Source organism: Rhodococcus sp. P1Y (assembly GCF_003641205.1).
In the GTDB taxonomy this organism is placed as follows: Bacteria; Actinomycetota; Actinomycetes; order Mycobacteriales; family Mycobacteriaceae; genus Rhodococcoides.
On record NZ_CP032762.1, the window covers coordinates 3696476 to 3720944 of the forward strand.

Annotated in this window: 21 protein-coding genes; 13 read left to right on the top strand and 8 right to left on the bottom strand. The window is 63.7% G+C overall.

The genetic code is table 11. The features are described 5' to 3' along the window. Position 1 precedes the first annotated feature (1 nt). Genes D8W71_RS17125 through D8W71_RS17135 form a run of 3 tightly spaced genes read left to right on the top strand, consistent with a single transcriptional unit; the run spans position 2 to position 2699 of the window. On the top strand, positions 2 to 763 hold the full coding sequence (locus D8W71_RS17125) for an SDR family NAD(P)-dependent oxidoreductase (protein WP_121115031.1): 762 nt from the start codon (positions 2 to 4) through the stop codon (positions 761 to 763). Beyond that, positions 760 to 1965: a precorrin-6y C5,15-methyltransferase (decarboxylating) subunit CbiE gene (gene cbiE, locus D8W71_RS17130; protein ID WP_442971980.1), complete on the top strand. Its 1206-nt coding sequence runs from the start codon at positions 760 to 762 to the stop codon at positions 1963 to 1965. The genes D8W71_RS17125 and cbiE overlap by 4 nt, the downstream gene beginning before the upstream one ends. Next, positions 1962 to 2699: a cobalt-precorrin-6A reductase gene (locus D8W71_RS17135; RefSeq protein WP_236077474.1), complete on the top strand. Its 738-nt coding sequence runs from the start codon at positions 1962 to 1964 to the stop codon at positions 2697 to 2699. The genes cbiE and D8W71_RS17135 overlap by 4 nt, the downstream gene beginning before the upstream one ends. A 1-nt stretch (position 2700) precedes the next feature. On the opposite strand, the gene cobJ is transcribed toward D8W71_RS17135, so the two are convergent. The 4 genes from cobJ to D8W71_RS17155 are packed head-to-tail and all read right to left on the bottom strand — an operon-like array spanning position 2701 to position 7387. Beyond that, entirely contained in the window at positions 2701 to 4188 is a 1488-nt protein-coding gene (cobJ, locus tag D8W71_RS17140; RefSeq protein ID WP_121115035.1) for a precorrin-3B C(17)-methyltransferase, read from the bottom strand. Continuing rightward, positions 4185 to 4811 carry a precorrin-8X methylmutase gene (locus tag D8W71_RS17145; RefSeq protein ID WP_121119416.1) on the bottom strand — a complete coding sequence of 209 codons (627 nt, stop codon included), beginning with the start codon at positions 4809 to 4811 and terminating at the stop codon, positions 4185 to 4187. Before D8W71_RS17145 ends, cobJ begins: the two co-directional genes overlap by 4 nt. Before the next feature lie 31 nt (positions 4812 to 4842). Beyond that, the gene (cobG, locus tag D8W71_RS17150) at positions 4843 to 5979 is read right to left on the bottom strand and encodes a precorrin-3B synthase (RefSeq protein WP_121115037.1); all 1137 of its coding nucleotides are present in this window, start codon (positions 5977 to 5979) and stop codon (positions 4843 to 4845) included. Between the two features lie 10 nt (positions 5980 to 5989). Beyond that, positions 5990 to 7387: an alanine--tRNA ligase-related protein gene (locus D8W71_RS17155; protein WP_121115039.1), complete on the bottom strand. Its 1398-nt coding sequence runs from the start codon at positions 7385 to 7387 to the stop codon at positions 5990 to 5992. Between the two features lie 166 nt (positions 7388 to 7553). On the opposite strand from D8W71_RS17155, the gene cobN reads away from it, so the two are divergent. Genes cobN through D8W71_RS17170 form a run of 3 tightly spaced genes read left to right on the top strand, consistent with a single transcriptional unit; the run spans position 7554 to position 13254 of the window. Beyond that, positions 7554 to 11177, top strand: a complete 3624-nt coding sequence (gene cobN / locus D8W71_RS17160) for a cobaltochelatase subunit CobN (protein ID WP_121115041.1) — start codon at positions 7554 to 7556, stop codon at positions 11175 to 11177. Between the two features lie 15 nt (positions 11178 to 11192). Next, positions 11193 to 11570, top strand: coding sequence for a PPOX class F420-dependent oxidoreductase (locus D8W71_RS17165; protein ID WP_121115043.1), 378 nt, complete (start codon positions 11193 to 11195; stop codon positions 11568 to 11570). A gap of 58 nt (positions 11571 to 11628) precedes the next feature. Then, positions 11629 to 13254: an amidohydrolase gene (locus tag D8W71_RS17170; protein WP_121115045.1), complete on the top strand. Its 1626-nt coding sequence runs from the start codon at positions 11629 to 11631 to the stop codon at positions 13252 to 13254. Here D8W71_RS17170 and D8W71_RS17175 read toward each other — a convergent pair. After that, complete coding sequence (locus D8W71_RS17175; protein WP_161965466.1) at positions 13219 to 13875, bottom strand: maleylpyruvate isomerase N-terminal domain-containing protein; 657 nt, start codon at positions 13873 to 13875, stop codon at positions 13219 to 13221. The two genes, D8W71_RS17170 and D8W71_RS17175, sit on opposite strands and share 36 nt — an antisense overlap. A 109-nt stretch (positions 13876 to 13984) precedes the next feature. On the opposite strand from D8W71_RS17175, the gene D8W71_RS17180 reads away from it, so the two are divergent. After that, positions 13985 to 14410 carry an SgcJ/EcaC family oxidoreductase gene (locus D8W71_RS17180; protein ID WP_121119418.1) on the top strand — a complete coding sequence of 142 codons (426 nt, stop codon included), beginning with the start codon at positions 13985 to 13987 and terminating at the stop codon, positions 14408 to 14410. Between the two features lie 117 nt (positions 14411 to 14527). Then, positions 14528 to 14953 (top strand): VOC family protein, encoded by a 426-nt coding sequence (locus D8W71_RS17185; RefSeq protein WP_121119420.1) that lies wholly within the window; start codon positions 14528 to 14530, stop codon positions 14951 to 14953. 9 nt (positions 14954 to 14962) lie between these two features. Here D8W71_RS17185 and D8W71_RS17190 read toward each other — a convergent pair whose 3' ends face one another. From D8W71_RS17190 to D8W71_RS17200, 3 genes are read right to left on the bottom strand one after another with little or no spacing between them, the layout of a single operon-like run. After that, complete coding sequence (locus D8W71_RS17190) at positions 14963 to 16321, bottom strand: metallopeptidase TldD-related protein (protein WP_121115049.1); 1359 nt, start codon at positions 16319 to 16321, stop codon at positions 14963 to 14965. Next, on the bottom strand, positions 16318 to 17874 hold the full coding sequence (locus tag D8W71_RS17195; RefSeq protein ID WP_121115051.1) for a TldD/PmbA family protein: 1557 nt from the start codon (positions 17872 to 17874) through the stop codon (positions 16318 to 16320). Before D8W71_RS17195 ends, D8W71_RS17190 begins: the two co-directional genes overlap by 4 nt. Then, positions 17856 to 18623 carry a TSUP family transporter gene (locus D8W71_RS17200; protein WP_121115053.1) on the bottom strand — a complete coding sequence of 256 codons (768 nt, stop codon included), beginning with the start codon at positions 18621 to 18623 and terminating at the stop codon, positions 17856 to 17858. Before D8W71_RS17200 ends, D8W71_RS17195 begins: the two co-directional genes overlap by 19 nt. 17 nt (positions 18624 to 18640) lie before the next feature. Between D8W71_RS17200 and D8W71_RS17205 the strand changes: the two genes are divergently transcribed. The 5 genes from D8W71_RS17205 (at position 18641) to lnt (ending at position 24198) form a co-directional block, all read left to right on the top strand. Beyond that, the gene (locus D8W71_RS17205) at positions 18641 to 19807 is read left to right on the top strand and encodes a sensor histidine kinase (RefSeq protein WP_121119422.1); all 1167 of its coding nucleotides are present in this window, start codon (positions 18641 to 18643) and stop codon (positions 19805 to 19807) included. 9 nt (positions 19808 to 19816) lie between these two features. Then, on the top strand, positions 19817 to 20476 hold the full coding sequence (locus D8W71_RS17210) for a response regulator (protein WP_121115055.1): 660 nt from the start codon (positions 19817 to 19819) through the stop codon (positions 20474 to 20476). Positions 20477 to 20556: 80 nt separating this feature from the next. Further along, positions 20557 to 21042: an FxsA family protein gene (locus D8W71_RS17215; protein WP_201265114.1), complete on the top strand. Its 486-nt coding sequence runs from the start codon at positions 20557 to 20559 to the stop codon at positions 21040 to 21042. Between the two features lie 17 nt (positions 21043 to 21059). After that, positions 21060 to 22655 carry an amidohydrolase gene (locus D8W71_RS17220; RefSeq protein WP_121115057.1) on the top strand — a complete coding sequence of 532 codons (1596 nt, stop codon included), beginning with the start codon at positions 21060 to 21062 and terminating at the stop codon, positions 22653 to 22655. Beyond that, on the top strand, positions 22645 to 24198 hold the full coding sequence (gene lnt / locus D8W71_RS17225; protein ID WP_121115059.1) for an apolipoprotein N-acyltransferase: 1554 nt from the start codon (positions 22645 to 22647) through the stop codon (positions 24196 to 24198). Before D8W71_RS17220 ends, lnt begins: the two co-directional genes overlap by 11 nt. Positions 24199 to 24469: the final 271 nt, after the last annotated feature.

The window sequence follows — 24469 nt, forward strand, 5'->3', positions numbered from 1 at the left end:
ACTGTCGATTGTGACAACGACTCGGGAAAAAGGCACGCTGCTGATCCTCGGCGGACGCAGCGAGATCGGAATGGAACTCGCCACCAGACTCGCACGCGGGCGGACCGTCGTTCTGGCGGCTCGTAGGAGCGAGGACCTGGCTACCCAGGTCGCGTCACTGACGGCGTCGGGGGCACGCACGGTCGCAACTGTCGAGTTCGATGCGGACGACTTGTCTTCGCACGGTGACCTGCTGGCGTCCGTGGTGGCTGATCACGGGCATTTGTCGACCGTCGTGCTCGCCTTCGGAATTCTCGGTAATCAGAAGCGCGCCGAGGCCGATGCCGATCATGCGGCAGCAATTCTGCATACCGACTTCGTGGCTCAGGTGTCGGTTCTGACGCACGCGGCCGAACTCCTGCGACACCAGGGGAGCGGCGAGCTCGTAGTCTTCTCCTCGGTCGCCGGGGTTCGGGTACGCAAGACCAACTACGTGTACGGATCAGCCAAGGCTGGTCTCGACGGGTTCGCCAGCGGCCTGACGGACGCACTCCGTGGATCCGGTGTGACGCTGTTGCTGGTTCGTCCAGGGTTCGTCATCGGATCGATGACCGAAGGGATGAAGCCCGCACCGTTCTCGAGTACGCCCGATCAGGTGGCCGACGCGGTGGTCCGAGCACTTGGTCGGGGGAAGTCGACGGTATGGATTCCGGGAGTCGCCGCACCCATCTACTTCCTGCTGAAGATGGCGCCCGCGTGGTTGTGGCGAAAGATGCCTCGGTGAGCCCAATTCCAATCGATGTCGTCGGAATCGGAGCCGACGGGTGGGGCGGTCTGTCTGCATCGACCAGGTCGATCGTCGAGGCAGCCGACGTCGTGTTCGGCTCGCGCAGACAGCTCCAGACAATTCCGGTGGCCCAGGATCGCCTGCGACCGTGGCCCAGTCCTTTGCTCCCGAACCTCCGATCGACGATCGAGGAGTTCGACGGCAACCGCATCTGCGTTCTCGCAAGCGGAGATCCCATGTTCCACGGGATCGGCGTCACCCTTGCCCGGGAATTCGGCGCCCCTCGATTGCGTGTGATTTCGTCCCCGTCGTCGCTGTCGTTGGCGTGCGCGCGACTGGGGTGGGCCGTTCACACCACCGCGTGCGTCAGCTTGGTGAACGAGCCTGCGGCCACGTTGATTCCGGCGCTGTCCGACGGGTCCCGCGTCGTCGTGCTGTCGCGCGGAAGCGAGACGCCCTCCGAGGTTCTGTCGATTCTGCGCGACGCGGGGTTCGGTCAATCGACGGTGACGGTCCTCGAAAATTTGGGTGGACCCGACGAACGGTCGTCGACCGGCACGGCGGCTACCTGGACACATGAGCCGGGAGATCCGCTGAATGTCGTCGCCGTCGACTGCGTCGAGGATCGGACGCACACGAGGCTCACCAGGGTGCCGGGCCTCCCGGACCGTGCGTACACCGGTGACGGTCAACTGACCAAGTCCGAGGTGCGAGCACTCACACTGTCAGCGCTCGCCCCGTCGCCCGGCGAGCTGCTGTGGGACGTCGGCGGCGGCTCGGGCTCGATTGCCATCGAATGGATGCGTACACATCCGACCTGTCGAGCAACGGTGTACGAGTCGATGGGCCATCGCCGCAGGCAGATCGAGACGAACGCCAGGGCGCTCGGGGTGCCGGGAGCACGGGTAGTGGGCGGTGCACCGGAATCCTTCGATTCCGAGACTCCCGACGCCGTATTCATCGGAGGCGGGCTCACACAGGACGGCATGCTCGACGTGTGCTGGTCCTGCCTTCCGCCCGGTGGTCGACTTGTGGCCAACGCGGTGACGGCTGAATCCGAAGCCTTTCTGCTCGAATGCGTTTCACGTTTCGGTGGTGTTCTACGTAAATTCCAGATCTACCGTGCCGAACCACTCGGCTCGTTCACGAGTTGGCGCCCACAACTTCCCGTCGCGCAGTGGGCCGTAGTCAAGCCGTGAAGGTCCTTCTTCTCGGTGGTACCTCGGAAGCGCGTGAGCTCGCCGCCGTACTCGATGGCGAAGCAGGTATGGATGTCGTGACGTCCTTGGCGGGCAGGGTCCGCGAACCCGTGCTACCGCTCGGTTCCACCAGGACTGGAGGATTCGGTGGTCCGGAAGGCCTGTCCGCGTGGCTCGACAGCCAATCCGTCGACGTACTGGTCGACGCGACTCACCCCTTCGCGACCGTCATCTCGAAGAACGCTCGCTCTGCCGCTTGCGCTGCCCGTATCCCGTTGATTCAGCTCGTGCGGCCCCCGTGGCGCCGCGGTGTCGGCGATCGATGGACCGAAGTTTCCTCTCTCCACCGAGCAGCAGAAGTGGTCGAATCCACCGCGCGCCGAGCGTTTCTGACCATCGGCCGCCAGGGCGTGAACGCGTTCGCGGAGTGCTCGACGACATGGTTCCTCGTACGCAGTATCGATCCCCCGTCTGTGTCCATGCCTCCCAGACACCGGCTCGTCCTGGCACGCGGGCCTTTCGACGTACAGCACGAGATCTCGCTGATGACCGAACACGGGATCGAGTGCCTGGTCACCAAGAACAGCGGAGGTCTCATGACCGAGGCCAAACTCATTGCAGCGCGGTCTCTTCGGATTCCTGTCGTAATGGTAGAGCGACCCTCGACTCCGGTCGCCGACGTCGTCGTGAACACCGCCGAGGACGCGACCGCGTGGCTACGTGCTCACCTGTGAGTCAGGGGTATCTACGCGAGGTGTACACCCGGTCGCCACTTCCGGTCCGGACGATCTCGGTCTGCGACGAACCGATGATGAGTAGGCATCGCATGTCGATCTCCTCGGGATCGAGGGCCGCCAGGCGAACTGTACGGACGGACTCCTCATCACTGCCGACTGCACGCCCGATGACGACCGGTGTATCCGGTCCGCGGTGTTCGAGCACGATGTCGCGCATGGCGGCCACCTGCCACGTGCGCGACTTCGACGCCGGGTTGTACACGGCGATTGCCATATCCGCTGCTGCGACCGCGGACAGCCGAGTGGCTACCACGTCCCACGGCTTGAGCCGATCGGACAGGGAGATCACGGCGTAATCGTGGCCGAGAGGAGCTCCCACCCTGCTTGCGACAGCATTGGCAGCCGTCATGCCGGGTACGACACGCACCGGAACACCGCACCATTCGGGCTCCGCGGCAACTTCGATCACCGCAGCCGCCATAGCGAAGACTCCGGGGTCGCCGGAGGACACCACTACGACTCGCTTGCCTCTCTTCGCAAGGTCGAGTGCGAACGCGGCTCGCTCGGATTCGACCTTGTTGTCGCTCGCGTGTCGAATCTGGCCGGGCTGCAGCCTTACTCGATCGAGATAGGTCACGTAGCCGACCAGGTCGGTCGCAGAAGCGAGTTCGACGCGGACCTCGTCCGTCGTCCATTCGTCGGCGCCGGGGCCGAGACCCACCACGACGACCTCACCGGTGCATGCGTTCGCGGCACGGTTGTTCGATGGGCTCGGTACCACTGCGATCGAGAAATACGGGACAGTCGAGTTCTCGACGTCTGCGACGTCGAGAACTCGCTGCCGTTCCGTGCTCGCGCGCTCGATGTACTTCGCCTCATCGAGGCGGCCCGAAAGCTTCAGTGCAGCGACCACATTCGGAAATGTCCGACCGAGCTTCATGATCGCGGCGGCATCGGTGCCGCGCAGCCGCCTTGCGAGTTCGTCGACGGGCAACGTTCCCGGCAGCACCGTGAAGACTTCGTCCCGTTCGACGAGCGGGGTCGCAAGCGCCGCCGACGCCGCACTGACCGAGGTCACACCCGGCACGACCTCGACGTCGAAACGATCCACCAGCCGCTTGTGCATGTGCATGTACGAGCTGTAGAACAGCGGGTCGCCTTCTGCGAGAAGGACTACCGATCGTCCTGCTTGTAGGTGGCCTGCCAGGCGAGTCGCCGACTGTTCGTAGAATTCGTCGATTGCACCCTGATAGCCGCCGGGATGGTCGGTGCCTTCGGTCGTGACCGGATACACGAGGTGTTCTTCGAGTTGACCGTCGCGCATATAGTGCGAGGCGATCGCTCGGGAGATGCTTCGCCCGTGTTGCGCGCTATGGAACGCGACGACGTCGGCCTCGCCGATGACGCGAGCGGCTTTGACTGTGACGAGTTCCGGATCGCCGGGGCCGATGCCGACACCCCAGAGCTTTCCTGGTGCGATGCTCATTCTTGTTCGCTCGCAATTGCATTGACCGCGGCCGCGGTGATTGCACTTCCTCCGCGGCGGCCACGGACAACGAGGTACTCGAGGTCGAGACCGGACGCGATCAGATCCTCCTTGGATTCCGCGGCGCCGATGAAGCCGACGGGTCCGCCGACGATCGCTGCGGGTTTCGGCGCACCCGAGGCGATCAATTCGAGCAGATGGAACAGAGCAGTCGGGGCGTTGCCGATCGCGACGACGGCGCCACCAAGACGATCGCCCCACAATTCGAGCGCGGCCGCGGTACGCGTCGTACCGAGTTTCTCGGCGAGTGCACGTACCGACGGATCCGACAGCGTGCAGATCACGTCGTTGTCGGCGGGAAGGCGTGCGCGAGTGACACCCGCTGCGACCATGTTGGCGTCGCACAGAATAGGCGCGCCGTCGCGGAGAGCAGCACGTGCAGCTCGAACGACGTTGGGGGTGGCCGCGACAACGTCGGTCAGATCGACTTCTCCGCTCGCGTGAATCATCCGCACGACTACCTGTGCAATGTCCGCCGAGAACGCCGACAGATCCGCCTCTGCCCTGATCGTGGCGAAGGATTGGCGGTAGATCTCCGCACCGTCGCGGATGTAGTCGTGCATGACCATCACGATAGGTCAGGTCCTTCAGGCGTCAGAACACCCGGTAGCCGGTCGGTCCGGCAACGACATCGACTACGTCACCCTTCGGCCTGCCGCAGCGGCGATCGCAGCCGGCCCAGTGTTGTCTCACTCCACGTTCGATGGTCCCCTCGGCGATCGCGTCGGTGAGGTCGGTCCGCACGTCTGCATGCGACTTGTCGCACCCGGGGGATCCGATGCAGGCACTGGCATCGATCCAGGGGGAGTTTTCGTCGAAGATCATTCCCATCGGAGCGAGAACTCGGACAACCTCCTCGGCCATGCCTTCCTCGAGGTCGCATACGACGATGCTGCGCCACGGGGTGATCACGAGAGGTCGGTCGATCGCCGCCACGAACTCTGCGAGCCGAGCATCGAGTGTGCCGAGCGCGAGGGCACCGCCGAGTGAGACTCGGCCGTCGACCTGTGTGAGCCACCCGATCGGCGGCACGCCCTCGACGGCGACCGGGAGGTGGGCCGCCTCGGAGGGGGAGAGTCCCATCATCTCGAGGACACGCGCTGGGCCGTCGTCGAGTTCGCTCAACCGCCATTCGCCGGCGCGAAGTCGGACGAATGCCGTCGCCGACTCGAGCAACCGATCTACCACCTCGCTTTCGTCCAGCCGAACGCCCGTATCCCCTCCGGCTAGTACCAACGCATAGTTCGAAGGCCCCACGGCCTGGACTCCGAAGTCAGGACTCGCCACGATGACGTCGCCGCGACCGTCGTCGAGGGCGAACAATGTACGTCCGGGAAGGTCGGCCAATTCAGCGGTGGCTCGCACGGCCTCGTCCAGTTCTGGCACGAGGTCCCTGACGTCGGAGACTCCACCGACGCGTCCACTGAGCGGTGACGCAAGAATGTTGCGCACTCGCTCATGAGTCGACGACGGAAGCAGACCCGCGCCGGCGAGGCGTCGGGCAAGCTCGTCGGGGTCGGACACCGACCGAAATTGGATATTTCCGCGGGAGGTCAGCTCCATGGATCCGTTGCCGAGATCCCTCGCGGCACCGGCCAGCGCATGCATTTGCGCAGGCGTGCAGCGACCACCGGGCAGACGGGTCCTCGCCAACGCGCCGTCCGCAGCCTGATGCGTCGACAGCGCGCCCGGACACCGGTCGGGTACAGCTCGGGGATCGGTCGAACTCACAGCCCTAAGGCTACAAGTGCATCTTGTTCGCAGCGCGCGAGCGTTCACGCTGTGCTCGCATCCTGGCGTCGAACTCGGTCCTCCATTGCTCACTGACCGAGATCGAGTTGGCGTGAGCCTCCTCGACACTGAGCTCCACAGGAAACCCGTAGGTGTCGTACAGCACGAACAGTTCGTCTCCGGACACAACCTGGTCGGACATTCGGATGAGTTCACGCAGCCCCCGACGTAAGGTCTGCCGAAAGGCCTTTTCCTCTTTCACCAGTGCCGCAACGACGTCGTCCAACCGTTCCGTCACCTCGGGGTAGGCGTCCGAGTAGAGGTGCGCGATCGTCGGCACGATCTTCTGCAGGAAGTTCTCTTGCACACCGAGGTCGAACGCAAACCTGATCGCACGACGCACCAAGCGGCGCATCACGTAGCCCTGTTCCTTGTTGCTCGGACGTACCCCGTCGACGGCGAGAAATACGGCTCCGCGAAGGTGATCGACCACGACTCTCATCGACCGTGTGTGGGTGTCGTAGGACTTGCCGGTGAGGGTTTGAACCTGCTCCACAATCGGCCAGAGCAGACTGCTGCGGAACACGTCGGGACTGTCGATCGCGGCGGCAGCGATCCGTTCGAGGCCGCCGCCGTAGTCGACGTTTCGACGCGGCAGCGGGCCGAATCCGTCGTCGGTCCGAACGTATTGCATGAATACCGAGTTGCCGAGTTCGATGTATCGCCCGCAATCACAGTTCTGATGACACTGCTCGCCGTACGCAGGGTCGTGGGAAATGTCGGGATAGAGGTAGAAGACTTCGGAATCGGGACCACCCGGCTCACCGACAGGCATCGCCTCGGCGGCGCCCGCCCTGCACCACCAGTTCTTGCCGCCGTAGAACGCGATGCGTGCGCCGCCGTTGCCTACGTGGCCCCCGTGCTCTTCGGTGCCGAGATCGACGCGAGCGTTGTCGATTCCCGCCCGGGCGAACAGGTCGGCCCAAATGTCAGCGCTCTCGGTGTCCTTGGGTATGTGGTTCGTCTCGTCACCGGAGAAGCAGGACACGTAGATGCGGGAAGGGTCGAGATGGACGACTTCGGTGAGGAATTCCCAGAACCACGGAATTTGCTCGGACTTGAAATAGTCGCCGAGACTCCAGTTACCGAGCATCTCGAAGAACGTCGTATGGCGGTTGTCGCCCACTTCCTCGATGTCCTGAACTCGGACGCACGGCTGACTGTCGGTCAGCCGCGTTCCTGCGGGGTGCTCGGTGCCGAGCAGATAGGGGAGAAGCTGCTGCATCCCACTGCCGTTGAACAGCGTGGTCGGGTCGTCTCGAGGAACGAGGTCGGCTCGATCGATGAGGTGGTGACCTCGTGCCGCGTAGAACTGCAGATAGGCGCTACGAATGTCCCTGGCATCCATTCATCGATGTTACGTGCACCCGGTAGCATTCCGCGGAAGAAGGCTTCGGCCGAGAGGAAGCCGGTGCAATTCCGGCGCGGTCGCGCCACTGTCACAGCCAGACCCTCTCGGCCACCACGTACGGCTACACACGGGGCGCGAAATCCCCGTAAGGAGGGCGTTACCCGTGATCCTGCTGCTGTCCACGTCGGACACCGATCTTCTGAGCGCACGTGCCAGCGGCGCGGACTACCGCTGGGGGAACCCGTCACGCCTACTGGCCGACGACGTACCTGGGCTCGCCGACGGAGCCGACGTGATCGTTCTCCGAATCCTGGGATCCAAGAGGTCCTGGGAAGCAGGAGTCGATGCCGTTCTGGCCACCGGACTGCCCGTCGTGGTCCTGGGGGGCGAGCAAGCCCCGGACGCAGAGCTCATGGAGTTGTCGACGGTGCCGGGCAATGTCGCGGCACAGGCCCATAACTATTTGGCCGAGGGTGGGGCCGGCAACCTCGCGCAACTGTTCGCTTTCCTGTCCGACACGCTTCTGCTGACGGGCCATGGATTTCTCGCACCCGCTCACCTTCCCACCTGGGGAGTCCTCGAACGACAGTCAGACCTCGAACGGCAGTCAGGGGCGCCTGCATCCGGGCCTGTCGTGGCGATTCTGTACTACCGGGCTCAACATCTTGCGGGAAACACTGCGTACATCGATGCACTTTCCGCGGCTGTGGAGGCCAAAGGCGGTCGCGCCTTGCCGATCTACTGCGCGTCCCTGCGCACGGCAGAGCGCGGACTCCTCGACACGTTGAAGTCCGCCGACGCATTGATCGTCACAGTGCTTGCGGCAGGGGGCACGAAGCCCGCAGGCGCATCGGCCGGCGGCGACGACGAGGCGTGGGACGTAGCCGAACTCGCTGCCCTCGACGTGCCAATTCTGCAAGGCCTCTGTCTGACGAGCAGTCGAGCAACGTGGGATGACAACGACGACGGTCTGTCCCCGCTCGATGTCGCCACGCAGGTTGCCGTACCCGAGTTCGACGGCCGCCTCATCACGGTGCCGTTCTCGTTCAAGGAAATCGACGGCGACGGGTTGACGACCTACGTCCCGGACCACGAGCGCGCGGCGCGGGTCGCTGGAATTGCGCTGCGTCACGCCAAGCTTCGGCACATCCCGGCGTCGGAACGCCGCATCGCTCTGATGTTCTCGGCGTACCCGACCAAGCATGCCCGGATCGGCAATGCGGTCGGGCTGGACACACCTGCCAGCGCTATCGCCCTGATGTCCGAAATGCGCCGCGCTGGTTACGATCTCGGACCGTTGGACGGCCCCGAAGCGATTCCAGGTCTCGCCGCCCGCGACGGTGATGCCCTGATCCATGCCTTGATCGCACGCGGCGGGCAGGACCCCGACTGGCTCACGGCGGAGCAACTCGAAGGCAATCCGCTGCGCATATCGGCCGCACGGTACAAGTCGTGGTTCTCCCAGTTGCCCGAGGAGCTCACCTCAGCGGTCGAAGAGCACTGGGGACCAGCGCCCGGCGATCTCTACGTCGATCGGTCGGCCGCCCCGGAGGGGGAGATAGTCATTGCCGCAATGCAATTCGGCAACGTCGTCATCATGGTTCAACCGCCGCGCGGCTTCGGTGAAAAGCCGGTCGCGATCTACCATGATCCGGACCTGCCACCGAGCCATCACTACCTCGCTGCGTACCGATGGATTCAGGCACCGGTCGCAGACGGCGGCTTCGGCGCCGATGCGATGGTGCACCTCGGTAAACACGGCAATCTGGAGTGGTTGCCGGGCAAGACGCTCGGCATGTCGGCATCGTGCGGTACCGATGCTGCACTGGGGGATCTGCCGCTGATCTATCCGTTCCTGGTGAACGACCCGGGTGAAGGTACGCAGGCCAAGCGTCGCGCTCACGCAACGCTCGTGGATCACCTGATTCCGCCGATGGCCCGCGCCGAGAGTTACGGCGACATCTCGCGGCTCGAGCAGCTCCTCGACGAACACGCCAACATCTCGGCTCTCGACCCGGCGAAGCTTCCGGCGATACGACAGCAGATCTGGACGTTGATGACCGCGGCGCAAATGCATCACGACCTCGGTCTGGAGGAACGCCCTGACGAGGAAGTGTTCGACGACATGCTTCTGAACGTCGACGGGTGGCTGTGCGAGATCAAGGACGTTCAGATCCGAGACGGCCTGCACATTCTCGGCTCGGAACCAGTCGGCGATGCCGAGGTCGAACTGGTACTGGCCATGCTGCGTGCCCGACAGATGTGGGGTGGAGAGCAGACCGTTCCAGGACTGCGTGAGGCGCTCGGACTCAGCGAGGACGGCGACGAGGAACGCGTGCGAGTCGACGCGATCGAGGCCGTCGCGCACGGACTGGTCGCTGCGATGCAACACACACAGTGGGACCCGGCCGAGGCAGATCGAGTCGCAGGCGAACACGGATCGACCGTCGCGGATATTCTGCGATTTGCCGCCGTCGAGGTGGTTCCGCGTTTGCGAGGGACGTCCCGCGAGATCGATCAGGTTCTGCACGCACTCGACGGTGGGTTCATCGCAGCGGGACCGAGCGGGTCGCCGCTTCGCGGCCTCATCAACGTGCTCCCGACCGGTCGGAACTTCTACTCGGTAGACCCGAAGGCCGTTCCGTCGAAGTTGGCGTGGGAGACCGGACAGGCAATGGCGGAATCGCTTCTGGACCGCTACCGCAAGGATCATGGCGAGTGGCCGAAGTCGGTCGGCCTCTCGGTCTGGGGAACGTCGGCGATGCGAACGTCGGGTGACGACGTGGCCGAGGTATTTGCGCTGCTGGGAGTCTCTCCCGTGTGGGACGAGGCCTCACGACGCGTCACGAAGCTCGCCGTCATCGATCTCGACGAACTTGGCAGGCCGCGTATCGACGTGACCGTGCGCATCAGCGGCTTCTTCCGCGATGCCTTCCCGCACGTGCTTGCACTGCTTGACGACGCGGTCCGCCTCGTCGCCGCGCTGGACGAGCCCGAGGACTTGAACTTCGTCCGTGCGCACGCTCAGGCGGACCTGGCCGAGCACGGTGACGAGCGACGCTCCACCACGCGAATCTTCGGGTCGAAGCCCGGCACATACGGCGCCGGCTTGCTGCAATTGATCGACAGCAAGACCTGGCGCAGCGACGAGGACCTCGCGCAGGTGTACACGACATGGGGAGGCTTCGCGTACGGGCGGGGACTCGACGGAATTCCGGCTTCGGACGACATGCGCACCGCGTACAAACGAATTGCCGTCGCAGCCAAGAACACCGACACCCGCGAGCACGACATCGCAGACTCCGACGACTACTTTCAGTACCACGGAGGCATGGTCGCCACCGTTCGTGCCCTCACCGGCAAGTCACCCGAGGCGTACATCGGCGACAGCACACGGCCTGAATCGGTTCGCACTCGTACGCTGTCCGAGGAGACAGCCAGGGTGTTCCGTGCCCGCGTCGTGAATCCTCGGTGGCTGGAGGCAATGCGGCGGCACGGCTACAAGGGCGCATTCGAGATGGCAGCCACCGTCGACTATCTCTTCGGTTACGACGCCACGACCGATGTGGTCGCGGACTGGATGTACGAAAAATTGGCCGAGACATACGTTCTCGACGAACAGAATCAGAAGTTCATGCAGAAGTCCAACCCGTGGGCGCTGCACGGCATCGCCGAACGACTGCTGGAGGCGGCCGAGCGAAAGATGTGGGCCGAGCCCGACGCGCAGATTCTCGATGGGCTTCGTCAGGTCTACCTCGAAACCGAGGGAGACTTGGAAGGGGAGTAGCCGTACCCTTGGCCTATGGCCACATTTCGGGAGATTGCCGACGGAAAGTACGTTTCGCTGACCACGTTCAAGAAGGACGGCACTCCCGTCGCGACGCCTCTGTGGGGTGCGCGCGACGGGGACACCCTGTTGGTCTGGACCACCACCGAGTCGTGGAAAGTCAAGCGCATCAGGCGAAACAGCGCAGTCACCGTCGCTCCCTGCACGGCCCGCGGCAAGGTCGAGGGCGATGCAGTGGATGCGGTTGCCACTATTTTGGACTCCGCAGGCACGGAGAAAGCACGGTCTGCGATCTCGTCGAAATACGGAATCCTGGGTTGGCTGACGGTGACGGGCAGTTCGCTGCGGCGCGGTAAGTCCGGGACGATCGGCATTTCGATCGTGCAAGCCTGACGTGGCGCGTGGGCGCGATACCTCACCGTAGTTCCGATTCGGCGCGCATACTTTCTCTGTGCCCAACACTGCGGATCCCGACCTTGTCCTGATCGGGACGGTCCTCACCGTCGACCCCGGACTTCCCACTGCCGGCGGCGTTGCCGTACGGGACGGGCGAATCATCGCCGTAGGTTCGGAGGGCGACGTCCGTCCTCTGATCGGACCCACTACTCGTGTCGTCGAGCTCGGTGACGGATGCGTGATGCCGGGCCTGGTCGAGGCGCACGGCCATCCGCTCATGGAAGCACTGGTTCTGTCGGACCGGATGGTGGATATTCGGCCCGTCACGATCGACGATGCCGAGGACGTCGTCGCCGCTGTTCGCGCCGAAGTGGAGCGCCGGGGCGACGAGGGCGCCTTCCTCAGCGGCTGGGACGCACTTCTGCAAGTCGGACTTCCCGAACCATCCCTCGCGTGGCTGAATTCGATTGCCCCTGACACATCGCTCGTGATTCTGCACAACTCCGGGCATCTGGCCTTCTTCAACTCGACTGCTGCCCGATCACTGGGCCTGGATCGGCATACGCCCGACCCCAAAGGGGCTGCATACGGTCGCGACGTGGACGGCGAGTTGGACGGTACGGCGCGGGAGACGGGCGCTGTGTTCCCGTTGGTCGCCGGCGCGATGACGGCTGGAGCATATCCGGCAATGCTTGTTGCAGAATGCGTCCGGTTGAACCGAGTTGGACTGACCACATGTTCCGAGATGGCATACGACCCGAAGTTCGGGCCCGTCGTGGCTGCTCTGAGTAAGTCCGGGGAGCTGACGGTCCGACTGCGAACGTACGAAATGTCCAACCCGTCCATGACAGCAGTGGATGAGCCATCCGCCGGTGACGACATGGTTCGACACACGGGAATCAAGGTATGGGTCGACGGTTCGCCGTGGATCGGCAACATCGATCTGTCGTTCCCCTATCTCGACACCGACGCCACCCGATCGATCGGAGTCGAACCAGGCTCGTGTGGGCACGCGAACTACACGCGTGAGCAACTCACGGACATCGTCGACGCGTACTTTCCGCAGGGATGGCCCATCGCGTGTCATGTCATGGGAGACAGAGGGATCGACACGATCCTCGATGTGTACGAGGACGCTCTGAAGCTGAACCCGCGCCCGGATCACCGACTTCGGTTGGAGCACGTCGGCGCGATTCGTCAAGACCAGCTCGAACGAGCAGTGGCGTTGGGAGTCACTTGCAGTCTCTTCGTCGATCAGATCCACTATTGGGGAGATGTGCTGGTGGACGGGCTTTTCGGGCCTGACCATGGTGGGCGGTGGATGCCGGCGGGATCCGCGGTCGCGGCGGGTATGCGCATCTCGCTTCACAACGATCCACCAGTTACGCCGGAAGAACCGCTGCGGAATATTGCGGTGGCCGTTACCCGAACCACCCCGAGCGGACGAGTGTCTGCGCCCGAGGAGCGACTTACAGTCGACCAAGCGATCAGGGCTCAGACCATCGACGCCGCGTGGCAGCTGTTCTCGGACGACATCGTGGGTTCGATCGAAGTCGGTAAGTACGCGGACTTCGTCGTTCTGTCGGCCGATCCGCGTGAGGTTCCGCCCGAGACGATCGCCGATCTCCACGTTCGAGCAACGTTTCTAGGTGGTGTACAGGTCTACGACGGGTCCGTCTGATCGCTGGTTGTACCAACGCCAATCGGTGCGCCGCTCTCTGCCTGGCAGCTCGAGCCTCCCCGTCGCCCACAGGAGAGTGTCGAACTCGACGTTCTCGACATCGACATCGGGGAAGAGTCTGGCCAGCACTCTGCCGCAGGTTGCATCTGCAGGCGCCCAGTCGACTCCAGTGCCGGCGAACAGATCGTGACCATGCACGATCAGTTCGACGACAGACATCGCGGCGAAACCTTCGGCTCCTGTTCGACCGAAGACGTGGGCCGGGTTGATGTCAGGGGACGCCGCTTCGGCGACCGCGACGAACAAGTTGGCTGCTGCCTCGATCACGGCAGCGAGCCCTTCCGGTCCGGAATCGCGCCCAGCGTGAACCAACTCGTCGGGCGCGCCGGCTCTGCGTTGTGAGGTTGCGAACGGGATGTCGTGTGGGTACCCCGGAGCTGCCAGTCTGGCTCCGTAGGTAAGGAGATCGTCGGCAAGATGTTCTGCGGTTTCCCAACGTGACCAGGCAAGAATTCCGGCCATCTCGTCCCAGCTCGACGGTGGCAGTTCGTAGATTCCATCGAGCAGATCGCGGACAAGGATACGGACGTCGTTGGTGAATGAGGTCACGGAATCGGTCACAGCTGTCCGATACTGCCGCCTTACGCCGACGATGTCCAGGCAGTTTCGAACCAGCGACTTCGGCCCCAGGTATTGACCTCGACCTATGTCGAGGTTCGAAGATCGATCCATGACAACTACACCGCCCAGAGCCACAACACTGTTGCCGCCGCAGGACGAGCACGTCATCAGGGCCATCGTCGCGGACACCGAGGATGCGTTCAACGACAACGATGTCGAGAAGTCCCTACGTCACTTCGCCGAGGACGCCGTAGTCGTCAATGCGAGCGGTGTCGTCCTCGACGGCCGAGATGCGATTCGACGGGCGACAATCGACGCTCTTACGGGGTACCTCGCGACGGCAACCGCGTTCTACGAGCCCTTCGCGATCGCGGCGATCACACCGGAGGTCGCGCTCGCGAACAAACGAGCGTGGTCGTCGAGGTCGGATTTCGAAGCGTCGAAACCGGCCGAAATGGTTGCCCTCTACGTGTTCGCACGGAAGGACGGCCGCTGGTGGATCGTTCGACGTGAGAACACACTCACTCACGGCTGATTCCGCGACCGATTAATGGGTACGTACGTGACGGTGTTTCGCGCGACCGTGCGGATCACCGTCGGGGCACAGTTTCCAGCAACGTGGCAGATTGCCACCAGAACGGAGCGCACCATCGTGCCGATCGCAGCAACAGATTTTCATCATGTCCGACTGACCGTCAGTGACATCGAAACCTCACGGAAGTTCTACGACGACGTGTTCGGGTTCGAGGTGGCATTCGAGTACGACCCGAATGCGGACGAGGAGACGAAGAAGTCGCTCTGGTTCCTCTTCGGCGGGGTCATCTACAAGTTCCCCGGTGGCCTGTTCGGTCTTCGGCCCGTCGCGCCGGAGGACGACGCGTTCGACGCGGACCGGTCCGGTCTCGACCACCTGAGCTTCGGGGTCGATTCGTACCAGGATCTGCAGGACGCGGTCGCTACGCTCGATCGGTTGGGCATTGCCCACGAGCCGATCAAGGGTGGCGGGCCCGGACTTGCGATTCTCGAGTTCCGCGACCCGGACAATATCGCTCTCGAAGTATCAGGTCCAAGCGAGTAGGCGCGACACCTACTGCGCAGCACTCACCGAGGACATGTGGAAGTCGGGAACACGCAACGGCGGCATCGCTGTACGTGTGAACCAATCCTTCCACTCCCGGGGCAGCGTTGTACTCGTTGCCCCGGCCTCGGTGACACGGCGTAGAAGATCCAGTGGACTCTCGTTGAATCGGAAGTTGTTGACCGCGCCGGTGACTTGTCCATCTTCCACCAAGTACACACCGTCGCGGGTAAGCCCGGTCAGCAGCAGAGTCGAAGGGTCCACTTCTCGGATGTACCACAGGGTCGTCAGCAGCAGCCCTCGCTCGGTGCGCGCAATCATGTCGTCGATGGACGCGTTACCACCGGTCAGGATCAGATTGTCACCGGGCAGGGTTACCTGCGCGCCGTACTGTGCGGCAGCGAATCTCGGATAGGCAAGAGCGTTGATCACACCGTCCTTGATCCACTCGACCCGAGCTGTGGAAATTCCGTTGTCGAACAGGGAGACGGAGTCGTTCGAGGATCCGGTGGCGAGAAACGGTGAGTACTCGAGCCCCTGAGCGGACGGGTCCGAAAACAATGTGAGGGCAAGTGCGCCCAGCTTCTCGCCGATCCGAGTCCCGCCCGCACGCGACAGGGCCGTGTGGCCCTCCTGCGCGCCACGTCCCTCCATGGTCCACATGAGGTAGATCATCAGGTCGGCCACCGCGGACGGCGGAAGAATGGTTTCGTATCGCCCGGCCGGGAGCTCGACGCTCTTCGACGCCCAATCGAGTCGGGTCGAAAGGTCGCCCAGAAGCCCGTCGACAGCGATGTCGTCGAAACTGTTCGTTCCTGCACCGACCCACGCGCTTGCGTCACCGCGCTTTCCGTTGATCTCGATCGAACCCGTCGGTTGTGTGTAGCGCTTTCTCACACCTGTCGACGTACCGAGCCACACCGTCTCGATCTGGTGATGGGCGAATCCGTACAGAGTGTCGGCGCCGTCGAAACCCGAGGCCAGGCCTCCTGTGAGAGAGTCGAAGACGTCGATACTCGTTCTGTGCGACTCCGATTCCCACGATCCGGGAGCGCCGTCACCTGTGAGCAACGGTGCCGCGTCCTCGGCGAGACCCGCTGCGCGAGCTGCGCTTTCGGAGTCCTCGACCACGGCCCTGATGTCAGCCGGGTCCACCGACGTGGAAGAGACAGTCCCTACTCTTGCCCCCGAAACGTCGCGAACAATCGACACCACGGTCCAACGGCGCAGAGTGGAAACACCGTTCGTGGTCATCGAATTTCCCGCCCACCGCAGCGACGCTTCACTCGAATCGGTCACCACCACGATCGTTTCGTCGACGGCCGCGGCGCCGAGTACGCGCTCCACCACCTCGTGTCCTGAGATCACTGGCCGGCCTCCGATCGGGTGTTCAGGACGTTGACGCCGCGGAACAGAGCCGCGGGGCAACCGTGGCTGACGGCGGCGACCTGACCCGGTTGCGCTTTCCCGCAATTGAATGCACCACCGAGCCGCCGTGTAGACACGCCGCCGACGAGTTCCATCGATCCCCAGAACTCGGTAGTAGTCGCTTGATAGGCGACATCTCGCAGTTGTCCGTCCAGGCGCCCGTTGCGTATTCGGAAGAACCGTTGGCCGGTGAACTGAAAGTTGTACCGCTGCATGTCGATCGACCAGGACTTGTCGCCGACGACATAGATTCCGTCCTCGACCTGAGCAACAAGATCGTCGATGCTGCGATCGACGACAGGGTCGGGCTGCAGCGACACGTTGGCCATTCGCTGGATCGGAACGTGGTGCGGAGAATCGGCGTACGAGCATCCGTTGGAACGCGAGAGACCGAGCCTGGGCGCGAACACACGATCCAACTGATATCCGACGAGGACGCCGTCGCGGACGAGATCCCACTTCTGCGCAGCTACCCCGTCGTCGTCGAATCCCGTACTGGCGAGGCCGTGCGCCTCGGTGCGGTCGGCGGTGACGTGCATCGCGGCGCTTCCGTACTTCAGCGTTCCGAGTTTGTCGGGAGTGGCGAACGACGTACCTGCGTAGGCCGCTTCGTAACCGATCGCACGGTCGTATTCGGTTGCGTGGCCGATCGATTCATGGATGGTCAGCCACAAATTCGTCGGATCGATGACCAAGTCCTTGCGTCCGGGTTCGACGGTCGGTGATTTCACCTTCTCCGACAACCAGTAGGGGATTCGCTCCAGTTCGTCTGCCCAGTCCCAGGTACTGTCCGATCCGAGATACTCCCACCCGCGACTGACCGGCGGAGCGAGCGTCCGCATGGTTTCGAACGCGCCCGCCTCGTGATCGACGGTGGTCGCCTCCAACTGCGGGTGCAAACGTACTCGTTGCTGAGTGATGTTGCTGCCCGCCAGATCCGCGTAGAAACTCTGCTCCTTCACCTGCAGAACCGACGCGGTGACGTGGTCGATTCCCTCCGCAGACGCGAGCGCATCGGAATAAGCGGCAAGAAGATCGACTTTCTCGGTCGTCGGAACCGAGAACGGGTCGACGTCGTAACTCGATACCCATGTGGCATCGAGGTAGACCGGCTCGGCGGCGAGTTCGACCGACTCGCGATTGAGCGCGCGCAGTGCGGTCGCGACGTGAGTCGCCGATCGAGCTGCCTCGACGGCGGCGGCCACCGACAACTCGGATTGAGACGCGAATCCCCAGGTGCCGTCGACGACGACCCGCACTGCCAGTCCGATCTCCGAGCTGTCGATCGCGGACTGAACGACACCGTCTCGGAGGTTGAGTGACTGGGTAAGGAGTCGGTGTACGCGGAAATCCGCGTGCGAGGCACCCGAGCGCTTCGCTGCGTCGAGTGCCGCATCGGCGAGTTCCCTCAGCGGGAGCGCGAGAAAGTCCGTGTCGACGTGTCGTTCCGACGGTTGAGTCACAGGGACCGAGGTTAGCCGAACTGCTGCCATCCGAGCCGTACAACCATGCCGATCACCACGACGAGCAGGACGATTCTGACGAACCCCGAACCTCTGGACAACGCAGTGCGCGATCCTAGGAGAGCGCCGATCACATTGCACACGGCCATCGCGGCACCCAGCTGCCACAGCACGTGGCCTGTGATCGCGAAGAACGTGAGCGCCCCGACGTTCGAACCCAGGTTGAGTACTTTCGCCATTGCCGCACTGCGCACGAACTCCGTACCGAGAAGTGTCGCGAACGCGATGATGAAGAACGTGCCGGTTCCGGGGCCGAGAATGCCGTCGTAGAAGCCGAAGCCACCCGCGGCGAGAAAAACCACCGTCAGAACTTTCCTTCGGCTCGGTGGGTGATCACCTGCGACCGTGCCGATCGTCGGTCTCGCCGTCACCAGAACCGCGACGCCGACCAGAACGACCATGATGATCGGAATGAACAGGTCGCGGTCGATCAGCGAAACGGCAGCGGCCCCGCACGCCGACGTGACCGCGGCAGCGACACCGGCCGGAGCCATGACGCGCCAGTCGAGCGCAATTCTCCGGGAGAACGTCACCACTGCTGCGAGTGTCCCGAACACCGCGGTCATCTTGTTGGTTGCCAGTGCCGCCTGTGCACTCAGCCCAGGGGCGACGACGAGGATCGCTGGAAGCAGAATGAGGCCGCCTCCGCCGACGACAGCGTCGACCCACCCCGCAGCGCCTGCAGCGACCATCAACAATGCCCAGTCCGCCGCCGTCATGCGGCAAACTCAATCACATGCGCAGGTTCAGCCTATGGCTCAGGGGCAAACCCTTCGTGGCGGATTCGCTCCTTGCGTGCGCCCTGTTCATCTTCGACGCCATCGCGTTCGTCGGAAACACGACGATGCAGAACTGGCCGCTGTTCGTGCTCGTTGCCGTCGCTGTATCGACGCCGATCGCGTGGAGGCGGCGTCATCCCCGGATCGTCGCAGCTTCAGTATTGAGCGCGTCCCTGTTCGGGACCTCGGCCGGGTACGCGGCGGGGGAGACCGCCAATCTTCATCCTTCCCTGGTCGCTCTACCGATCATGCTGTACACCCTGGTCGCGTACGTCGGTCGACGAGACGGAGCGCTCTACCTCGTCGCTCTGGTGGTCGACGGAGTTCTAGGTCTGCTCGCCTTTGGGCAGGAACCGATCTCGACGGTTCTGTTCACGCTGCTGATGTACTCGTTGGCCTGGGTGGCCGCGGAATTCCTCGGAGCAAGACGGGCGTACAACGAGGCGGTCGAGGCACGGCTGGCGGTTGCGGAGTACGACCACGATCGCCGCGCGGACGAGGCAGTGGCGCGAGAAAGAACGCGCATCGCGCGCGAACTGCACGATGTCATCGCGCACGGCGTGAGCGTCATGGTCGTTCAGGCGGACGGAGCGTCCTACGCAATTAGGAAGGACCCGGACCGCGCCGAGCAGGCTGTCGCGAACATTTCGGCAACCGGCAGACAAGCGCTCGCGGAGCTTCGCCGAACAGTCGCCCTGCTGAGAACGACACCGCACGCCGACGACATGCCGCTGTACGGGACCGCGGGTCTCGCGAAGGTGGTGGAGATGATGTCGAAGGCGGGCCTCGACGTGGAACTCGAACAAACCGGGAACCTCGACGACATCAGCCCGGCCATCAGCCTGGGGGTGCACCGGCTGGTTCAGGAGTCGCTGACCAATGTGCTCAGGCACGGTGGTCACGCACCGCGAGCACGCGTGAAGGTGATTCGCCGGGATGAGGATGTTCTGGTCGACATCGTCAACAGTCGAGTCGGACCGGCCACGAGCACGGTAGTGGGAACCGGACACGGCTTGTTGGGCATGCGTGAACGGGTTGCCGTCCTGCAAGGTTCGCTCGAAGCAGGTCCCACGGAGGACGGCCTGTGGCGGGTTCGTGCGGAGTTGCCACTCGAGTGGCAGTAGGTTGTCCCGGTGCCCATCTCCGTTCTCATCGTCGACGATCAGGAACTGATGCGGATGGGCCTCACGATGGTTCTCGACGCCCAGGACGACATCTCCGTCGTCGGCGAGGCCGCCGACGGCAATTCCGCAGTTGAGGCGGTAAGCGAGTTGAAACCTGACGTCGTGCTCATGGATGTGCGGATGCCAGGCGTCGACGGGGTGACCGCGACGTCCAGGATCACCGCCTCGGACTCGGCCACGCGGGTACTCGTCATGACCACGTTCGACTTGGACGAGCACGTACTCGGTGCTCTACGTGCGGGCGCAAGTGGATTTCTGCTGAAGGACACTCCACCCGACGACCTGATTTCGGCCGTTCGCAGTGTTGCGGCAGGTGATGCGGTGGTCTCGCCCAAGGTCACCAAACGCCTGCTGACACGATTCATTGCCGAAGAGTCGACCCCTGTTCGCGACCCCGACCTGCTGAACGCGTTGACGGACAGAGAGCGAGAAGTGATGGGTCTGCTGGCGACCGGGCTGTCCAACGCAGAGATCGCAGCGAGCCTCGTTCTGTCCGAAGCGACGGTCAAGACTCACATCGGCCGCATGCTCACCAAACTGGGTCTACGCGACCGAGTGCAGGCCGTCGTTCTCGCGTACGAGACCGGTCTCGTCAAGCCCGGAACCTGATCGTTACAGATCGCGTATCGAGCTCGGGAGCAAACCTGGCTCGCCGTCCGTTGTCACCACAGGCAACGAAAGGAACGGCAATGTTTGCTCTCTTCATTATCTACGTGATCGTCGAGGTCGCGGCCCTGGTAGCCGTCGGTAGCGCGATCGGCGTGTTGTGGACGGTTCTCCTCTTGATGGCGGGTTCTGCAGTCGGCCTCGTCCTCGTGCGTGTCCAGGGCAAACGGGTGATGGAAGGGCTTCGTGCCGCGAGTCGTGGCGAACGCGCACCCGGCGTCGCCGTCGCCGATGGTGTGCTCTTCGCCATAGGGTCGGTTGCCATGTTCGTACCGGGACTCGTCACCTCGGTTCTGGGCATCCTGCTACTGCTTCCTGTCACGCGCTGGGCAGTCAGACCGTTGGTGCTGCTCGCCGCCGCCCGGTGGATGCCGACGGTGGCTGCGACGACGTCCCGAATGCGGCCGACGGTCATCGACGGTGAAGTGGTGCCGGAGTCCGCAGGAACGCCAGACGGCCACCGGATCATCGAGTTGGACGCACAGGATTTCGAGAAGCCCACCCGCTGAGGGCAGACTTGGCAGTTGTGCGTACCCAATTACTGCTCGGTGGACGGATTTACAGCCCGGCGGCTCCCGACGCGACGGCCATGGCGGTCACCGACGGTGTCGTGACATGGACGGGCGAGAACCGCACCGGTCGCGCACTTCACCCAGGTGCCGAGGAAGTGGATCTCGCAGGCGCCTTCGTTGCCCCGGCGTTTGTCGACACCCACGTACACACCACTGCGCTCGGGCTCTCGCTCGTCGGTTTGGATCTGAGCGGCAGCACTTCCCGCGCCGATTGTCTCGAACGTGTCCGGTCCTATGTCCAGCGATCGGACGAGGCCGTCGTCTGGGGCCACGGTTGGGACGACTCGAGTTGGGCTGACGGCGGCCCTTTGCGGACGGACGAACTGGACGAGGTTGCCGGTGGCCGCGTCGTGTATCTCGCGCGGATCGATGCGCATTCGGCCGCGTGTACGACGGCCTTGCGGCGAGCGAGCGGGCTGACCGAGTCGACACCCGGTTTTCATCCCCAGGACGCGCTGACGACCGACGCCCACCATGCGGTCCGATCGACAGCCAGGTCACTGCTGAGTAGCGGTGCGCGGTCGACGGCTCGCCGTACCGCCCTCGATCACGCGGCGTCGAAGGGTATCTGTGCCGTGCACGAATGCGGCGGACCCGACATCTCCGGACGCGTCGATTTCGCCGAGCTGATGGCCACCGACCACGGCGTCGAGGTGCGCGGCTATTGGGGAGAGGCTGTGACGAGCGCCGGGAGCGCTCGCGAGTTGCTCGACGAGACCGGCGCGCACGGACTCGGCGGTGACCTGTTCGTCGATGGATCCATCGGCTCCCACACGGCGTGGCTGACCGAGCCGTACGCAGATCACGGGGGCACCGGCCTGAAGTTTCAGACTGTCGACGCGATCGCGGCCCACCTGGCAGCCTGCACAGAGGCCGGCATTCAGGCGGGTTTCCACGCCATCGGAGACGGCGCCGTGAGTGCTGTGGTCGACGGTCTCAAACGCACCGTCGACTCCGTCGGTGGGCCGGCGGTGGCGTCGCTCGGGCATCGCATCGAACACCTCGAGATGGTGACTCGGCCCCAAGCGGAACTGCTCGCGTCGTGGGGCGTCATCGGAAGCATGCAACCCGTCTTCGACGATCTGTGGGGCGGAGACGGCGCGCTGTACTCCCACCGCCTGGGTGCGGACCGCGCGCGCGAACTCAACCCGTTCGCCCTACTGGCCTCGGCCGGAGTGTCGCTCGCATTCGGCTCGGACGCCCCGGTGACGAGCATCGACCCCTGGGCGATGCTGCGAGCAGCGGTGAATCACCGGACCCCGGGCAGCGCTGTGTCACCGCGGGCAGCGTTCTCGGCGGCGACCCGCGGCGCATGGCGAGCGGGCGGAATTCGCGACGGACTGGCCGGCACTTTGGTTCCCGGTGCGCCTGCCAGCTACGCGGTATGGGACGCCGAGGACCTCGTCGTTCGCGCCCCTGCCGACTCCGTCGCTCGGTGGTCCACGGACCCGCGAGCGGGTGTCCCAGCGCTTCCGGCAATGGAACCTGGTGCGCCGAGTCCTCGTTGCGTGCGTACGGTGCACCGTGGGCGTGTGATCCATGACGCGTGAACCTCGGGCGCTCGTGCGGGTACCGCTGACCTCCATCGCTGCTGTTCTGTCCGGCCTGCTTCTGTTCGCAAGCTTTCCGCCGCGACATCTCTGGTTCCTGGCCCCGGTGGGCGTCGCGATTCTCGTCGCCTCGTTGACACGATTCGGGCACCCGGATGCGGCAACGAAGAAGGGCGGATTCGGATACGGATTTCTCGCCGGACTCGGCTTCTTCGTTCCGCTTCTTCCATGGATCGGTGTGTACGTCGGCCCGGTTCCGTGGCTCGCACTCGCCGCCGCGGAATCGGTGTTCATCGGCCTGTTCGGTGTAATTGCCGTGATGTTGTCGCGATCACGGTGGTGGCCGCTGTCGATCGCTCTGGCCTGGAGCCTGCTCGAGTGGGCGCGATCCTCGTTTCCGTTCGGTGGATTTCCCTGGGGCCGTCTGGCATTCGGTCAACCGGATGGTTGGCTACTGCCGCTCGCCAGCATCGGAGGAGCGCCCCTGCTCAGTTTCGGAACTGCGTTGACCGGCTGTGGCTTGGCAGCGCTGGCGCACTGCGTCTTCGTTCGTCGCAGTGCGGGAACACTCGTATCGGCCGTTGCAGCAACGGCAGCCGCGTCCGTCGTTGCGGTAGCCCTTCTCCCTACCCTCGCGTCCAACGATGCCGAGGACGGTGAGCGAACTATCACAGTTGCTGCGATTCAGGGGAGCGTCCCGAGGCTCGGGCTCGACTTCAATTCACAGCGCAGAGCAGTACTCGACAACCATGTTCGCGAAACTTTGAGACTGGCCGACGATATCGAGGCGGGGAGACAACCAGTCCCCGACGTCGTGGTCTGGCCCGAAAATGCTTCGGACATCGATCCGCTCAGAAATGCCGACGCCGCAGCTCTGATCACGGAGGCGTCGAGCGCAGTCGGTGCTCCCATCCTTGTCGGTTCCGTGCTGGTCAACGACGACAGGACTACGACCAACTCGGTAATCGTGTGGAACGGCGCAGCCGGACCAGGGGAGCGCCACGACAAGAAGATCATCCAGCCGTTCGGCGAGTACCTGCCTTATCGGAGTTTTTTCAGGTTGTTCTCCGAGTACGCGGATCGTGCCGGGTATTTCGTCCCGGGCACTGGCAATGGTGTTGTGCACGCTGACGGCACCGCGATCGGAATTGCTACGTGCTACGAGGTGGCGTTCGATCGTGCGCTTTCCGAATCAGTTCGGTCGGGTGCGCAATTCATCGCGATTCCGACGAACAACGCGACATTCGGTGATACCGAAATGACCTATCAGCAGCTTGCCATGTCACGGGTTCGTGCCGTCGAGCACGGCCGGTCGGTCGTGGTCGCTGCGACGAGCGGGATCAGCGCCACCGTTTCGGTCCGAGGGCAGGTAATCCAGCAGTCCGATCTCTTCGTCCCCGAGACGCTTGTTCAGCAGATCCCACTCCGTTCCGACACGACCATCGCGACCGAGCTCGGAGGAATCCCAGAAGCAGTTCTGTGTGTTTTCGCTGGACTGTTCGTACTACTCCGCGTGGTGGCGTCTCGTAAAACAAACCTATAGTCCGTCCTAGGGCTCGATAACCGACCGAATTATTGCTTACCGGGTTGGTTTTGGATTTCGGAGTGGCCGCGTGTCATTCGAGCGAAGTATTCCAGTCCAGATGGTTCCGCAGAGTGCGAGCTGTAACGGTCGGTGAAGTAGGCTCGATTCTTCAATAGTGATCCACGACAAAAGTTGCGGAAATCTATTGTATGTTTATGGATCGCGAACAGTAGTAGCGCGCAGATGTCGGGATCTGCGCGGTCGGTGGCGTGTACGCACGGGAGGGGTC

Bases quoted from the DNA above. Each gene is read 5' to 3' on its own strand.
- cobJ (WP_121115035.1), bottom strand. From the start codon at position 4,188: ATGAGCATCGCACCAGGAAAGCTCTGGGGTGTCGGCATCGGCCCCGGC.
- D8W71_RS17145 (WP_121119416.1), bottom strand. From the start codon at position 4,811: ATGCACGACTACATCCGCGACGGTGCGGAGATCTACCGCCAATCCTTC.
- D8W71_RS17155 (WP_121115039.1), bottom strand. From the start codon at position 7,387: ATGGATGCCAGGGACATTCGTAGCGCCTATCTGCAGTTCTACGCGGCA.
- D8W71_RS17165 (WP_121115043.1), top strand. From the start codon at position 11,193: ATGGCCACATTTCGGGAGATTGCCGACGGAAAGTACGTTTCGCTGACC.
- D8W71_RS17180 (WP_121119418.1), top strand. From the start codon at position 13,985: ATGACAACTACACCGCCCAGAGCCACAACACTGTTGCCGCCGCAGGAC.
- D8W71_RS17195 (WP_121115051.1), bottom strand. From the start codon at position 17,874: ATGGCAGCAGTTCGGCTAACCTCGGTCCCTGTGACTCAACCGTCGGAA.
- D8W71_RS17200 (WP_121115053.1), bottom strand. From the start codon at position 18,623: ATGACGGCGGCGGACTGGGCATTGTTGATGGTCGCTGCAGGCGCTGCG.
- D8W71_RS17205 (WP_121119422.1), top strand. From the start codon at position 18,641: ATGCGCAGGTTCAGCCTATGGCTCAGGGGCAAACCCTTCGTGGCGGAT.
- D8W71_RS17215 (WP_201265114.1), top strand. From the start codon at position 20,557: ATGTTTGCTCTCTTCATTATCTACGTGATCGTCGAGGTCGCGGCCCTG.
- lnt (WP_121115059.1), top strand. From the start codon at position 22,645: ATGACGCGTGAACCTCGGGCGCTCGTGCGGGTACCGCTGACCTCCATC.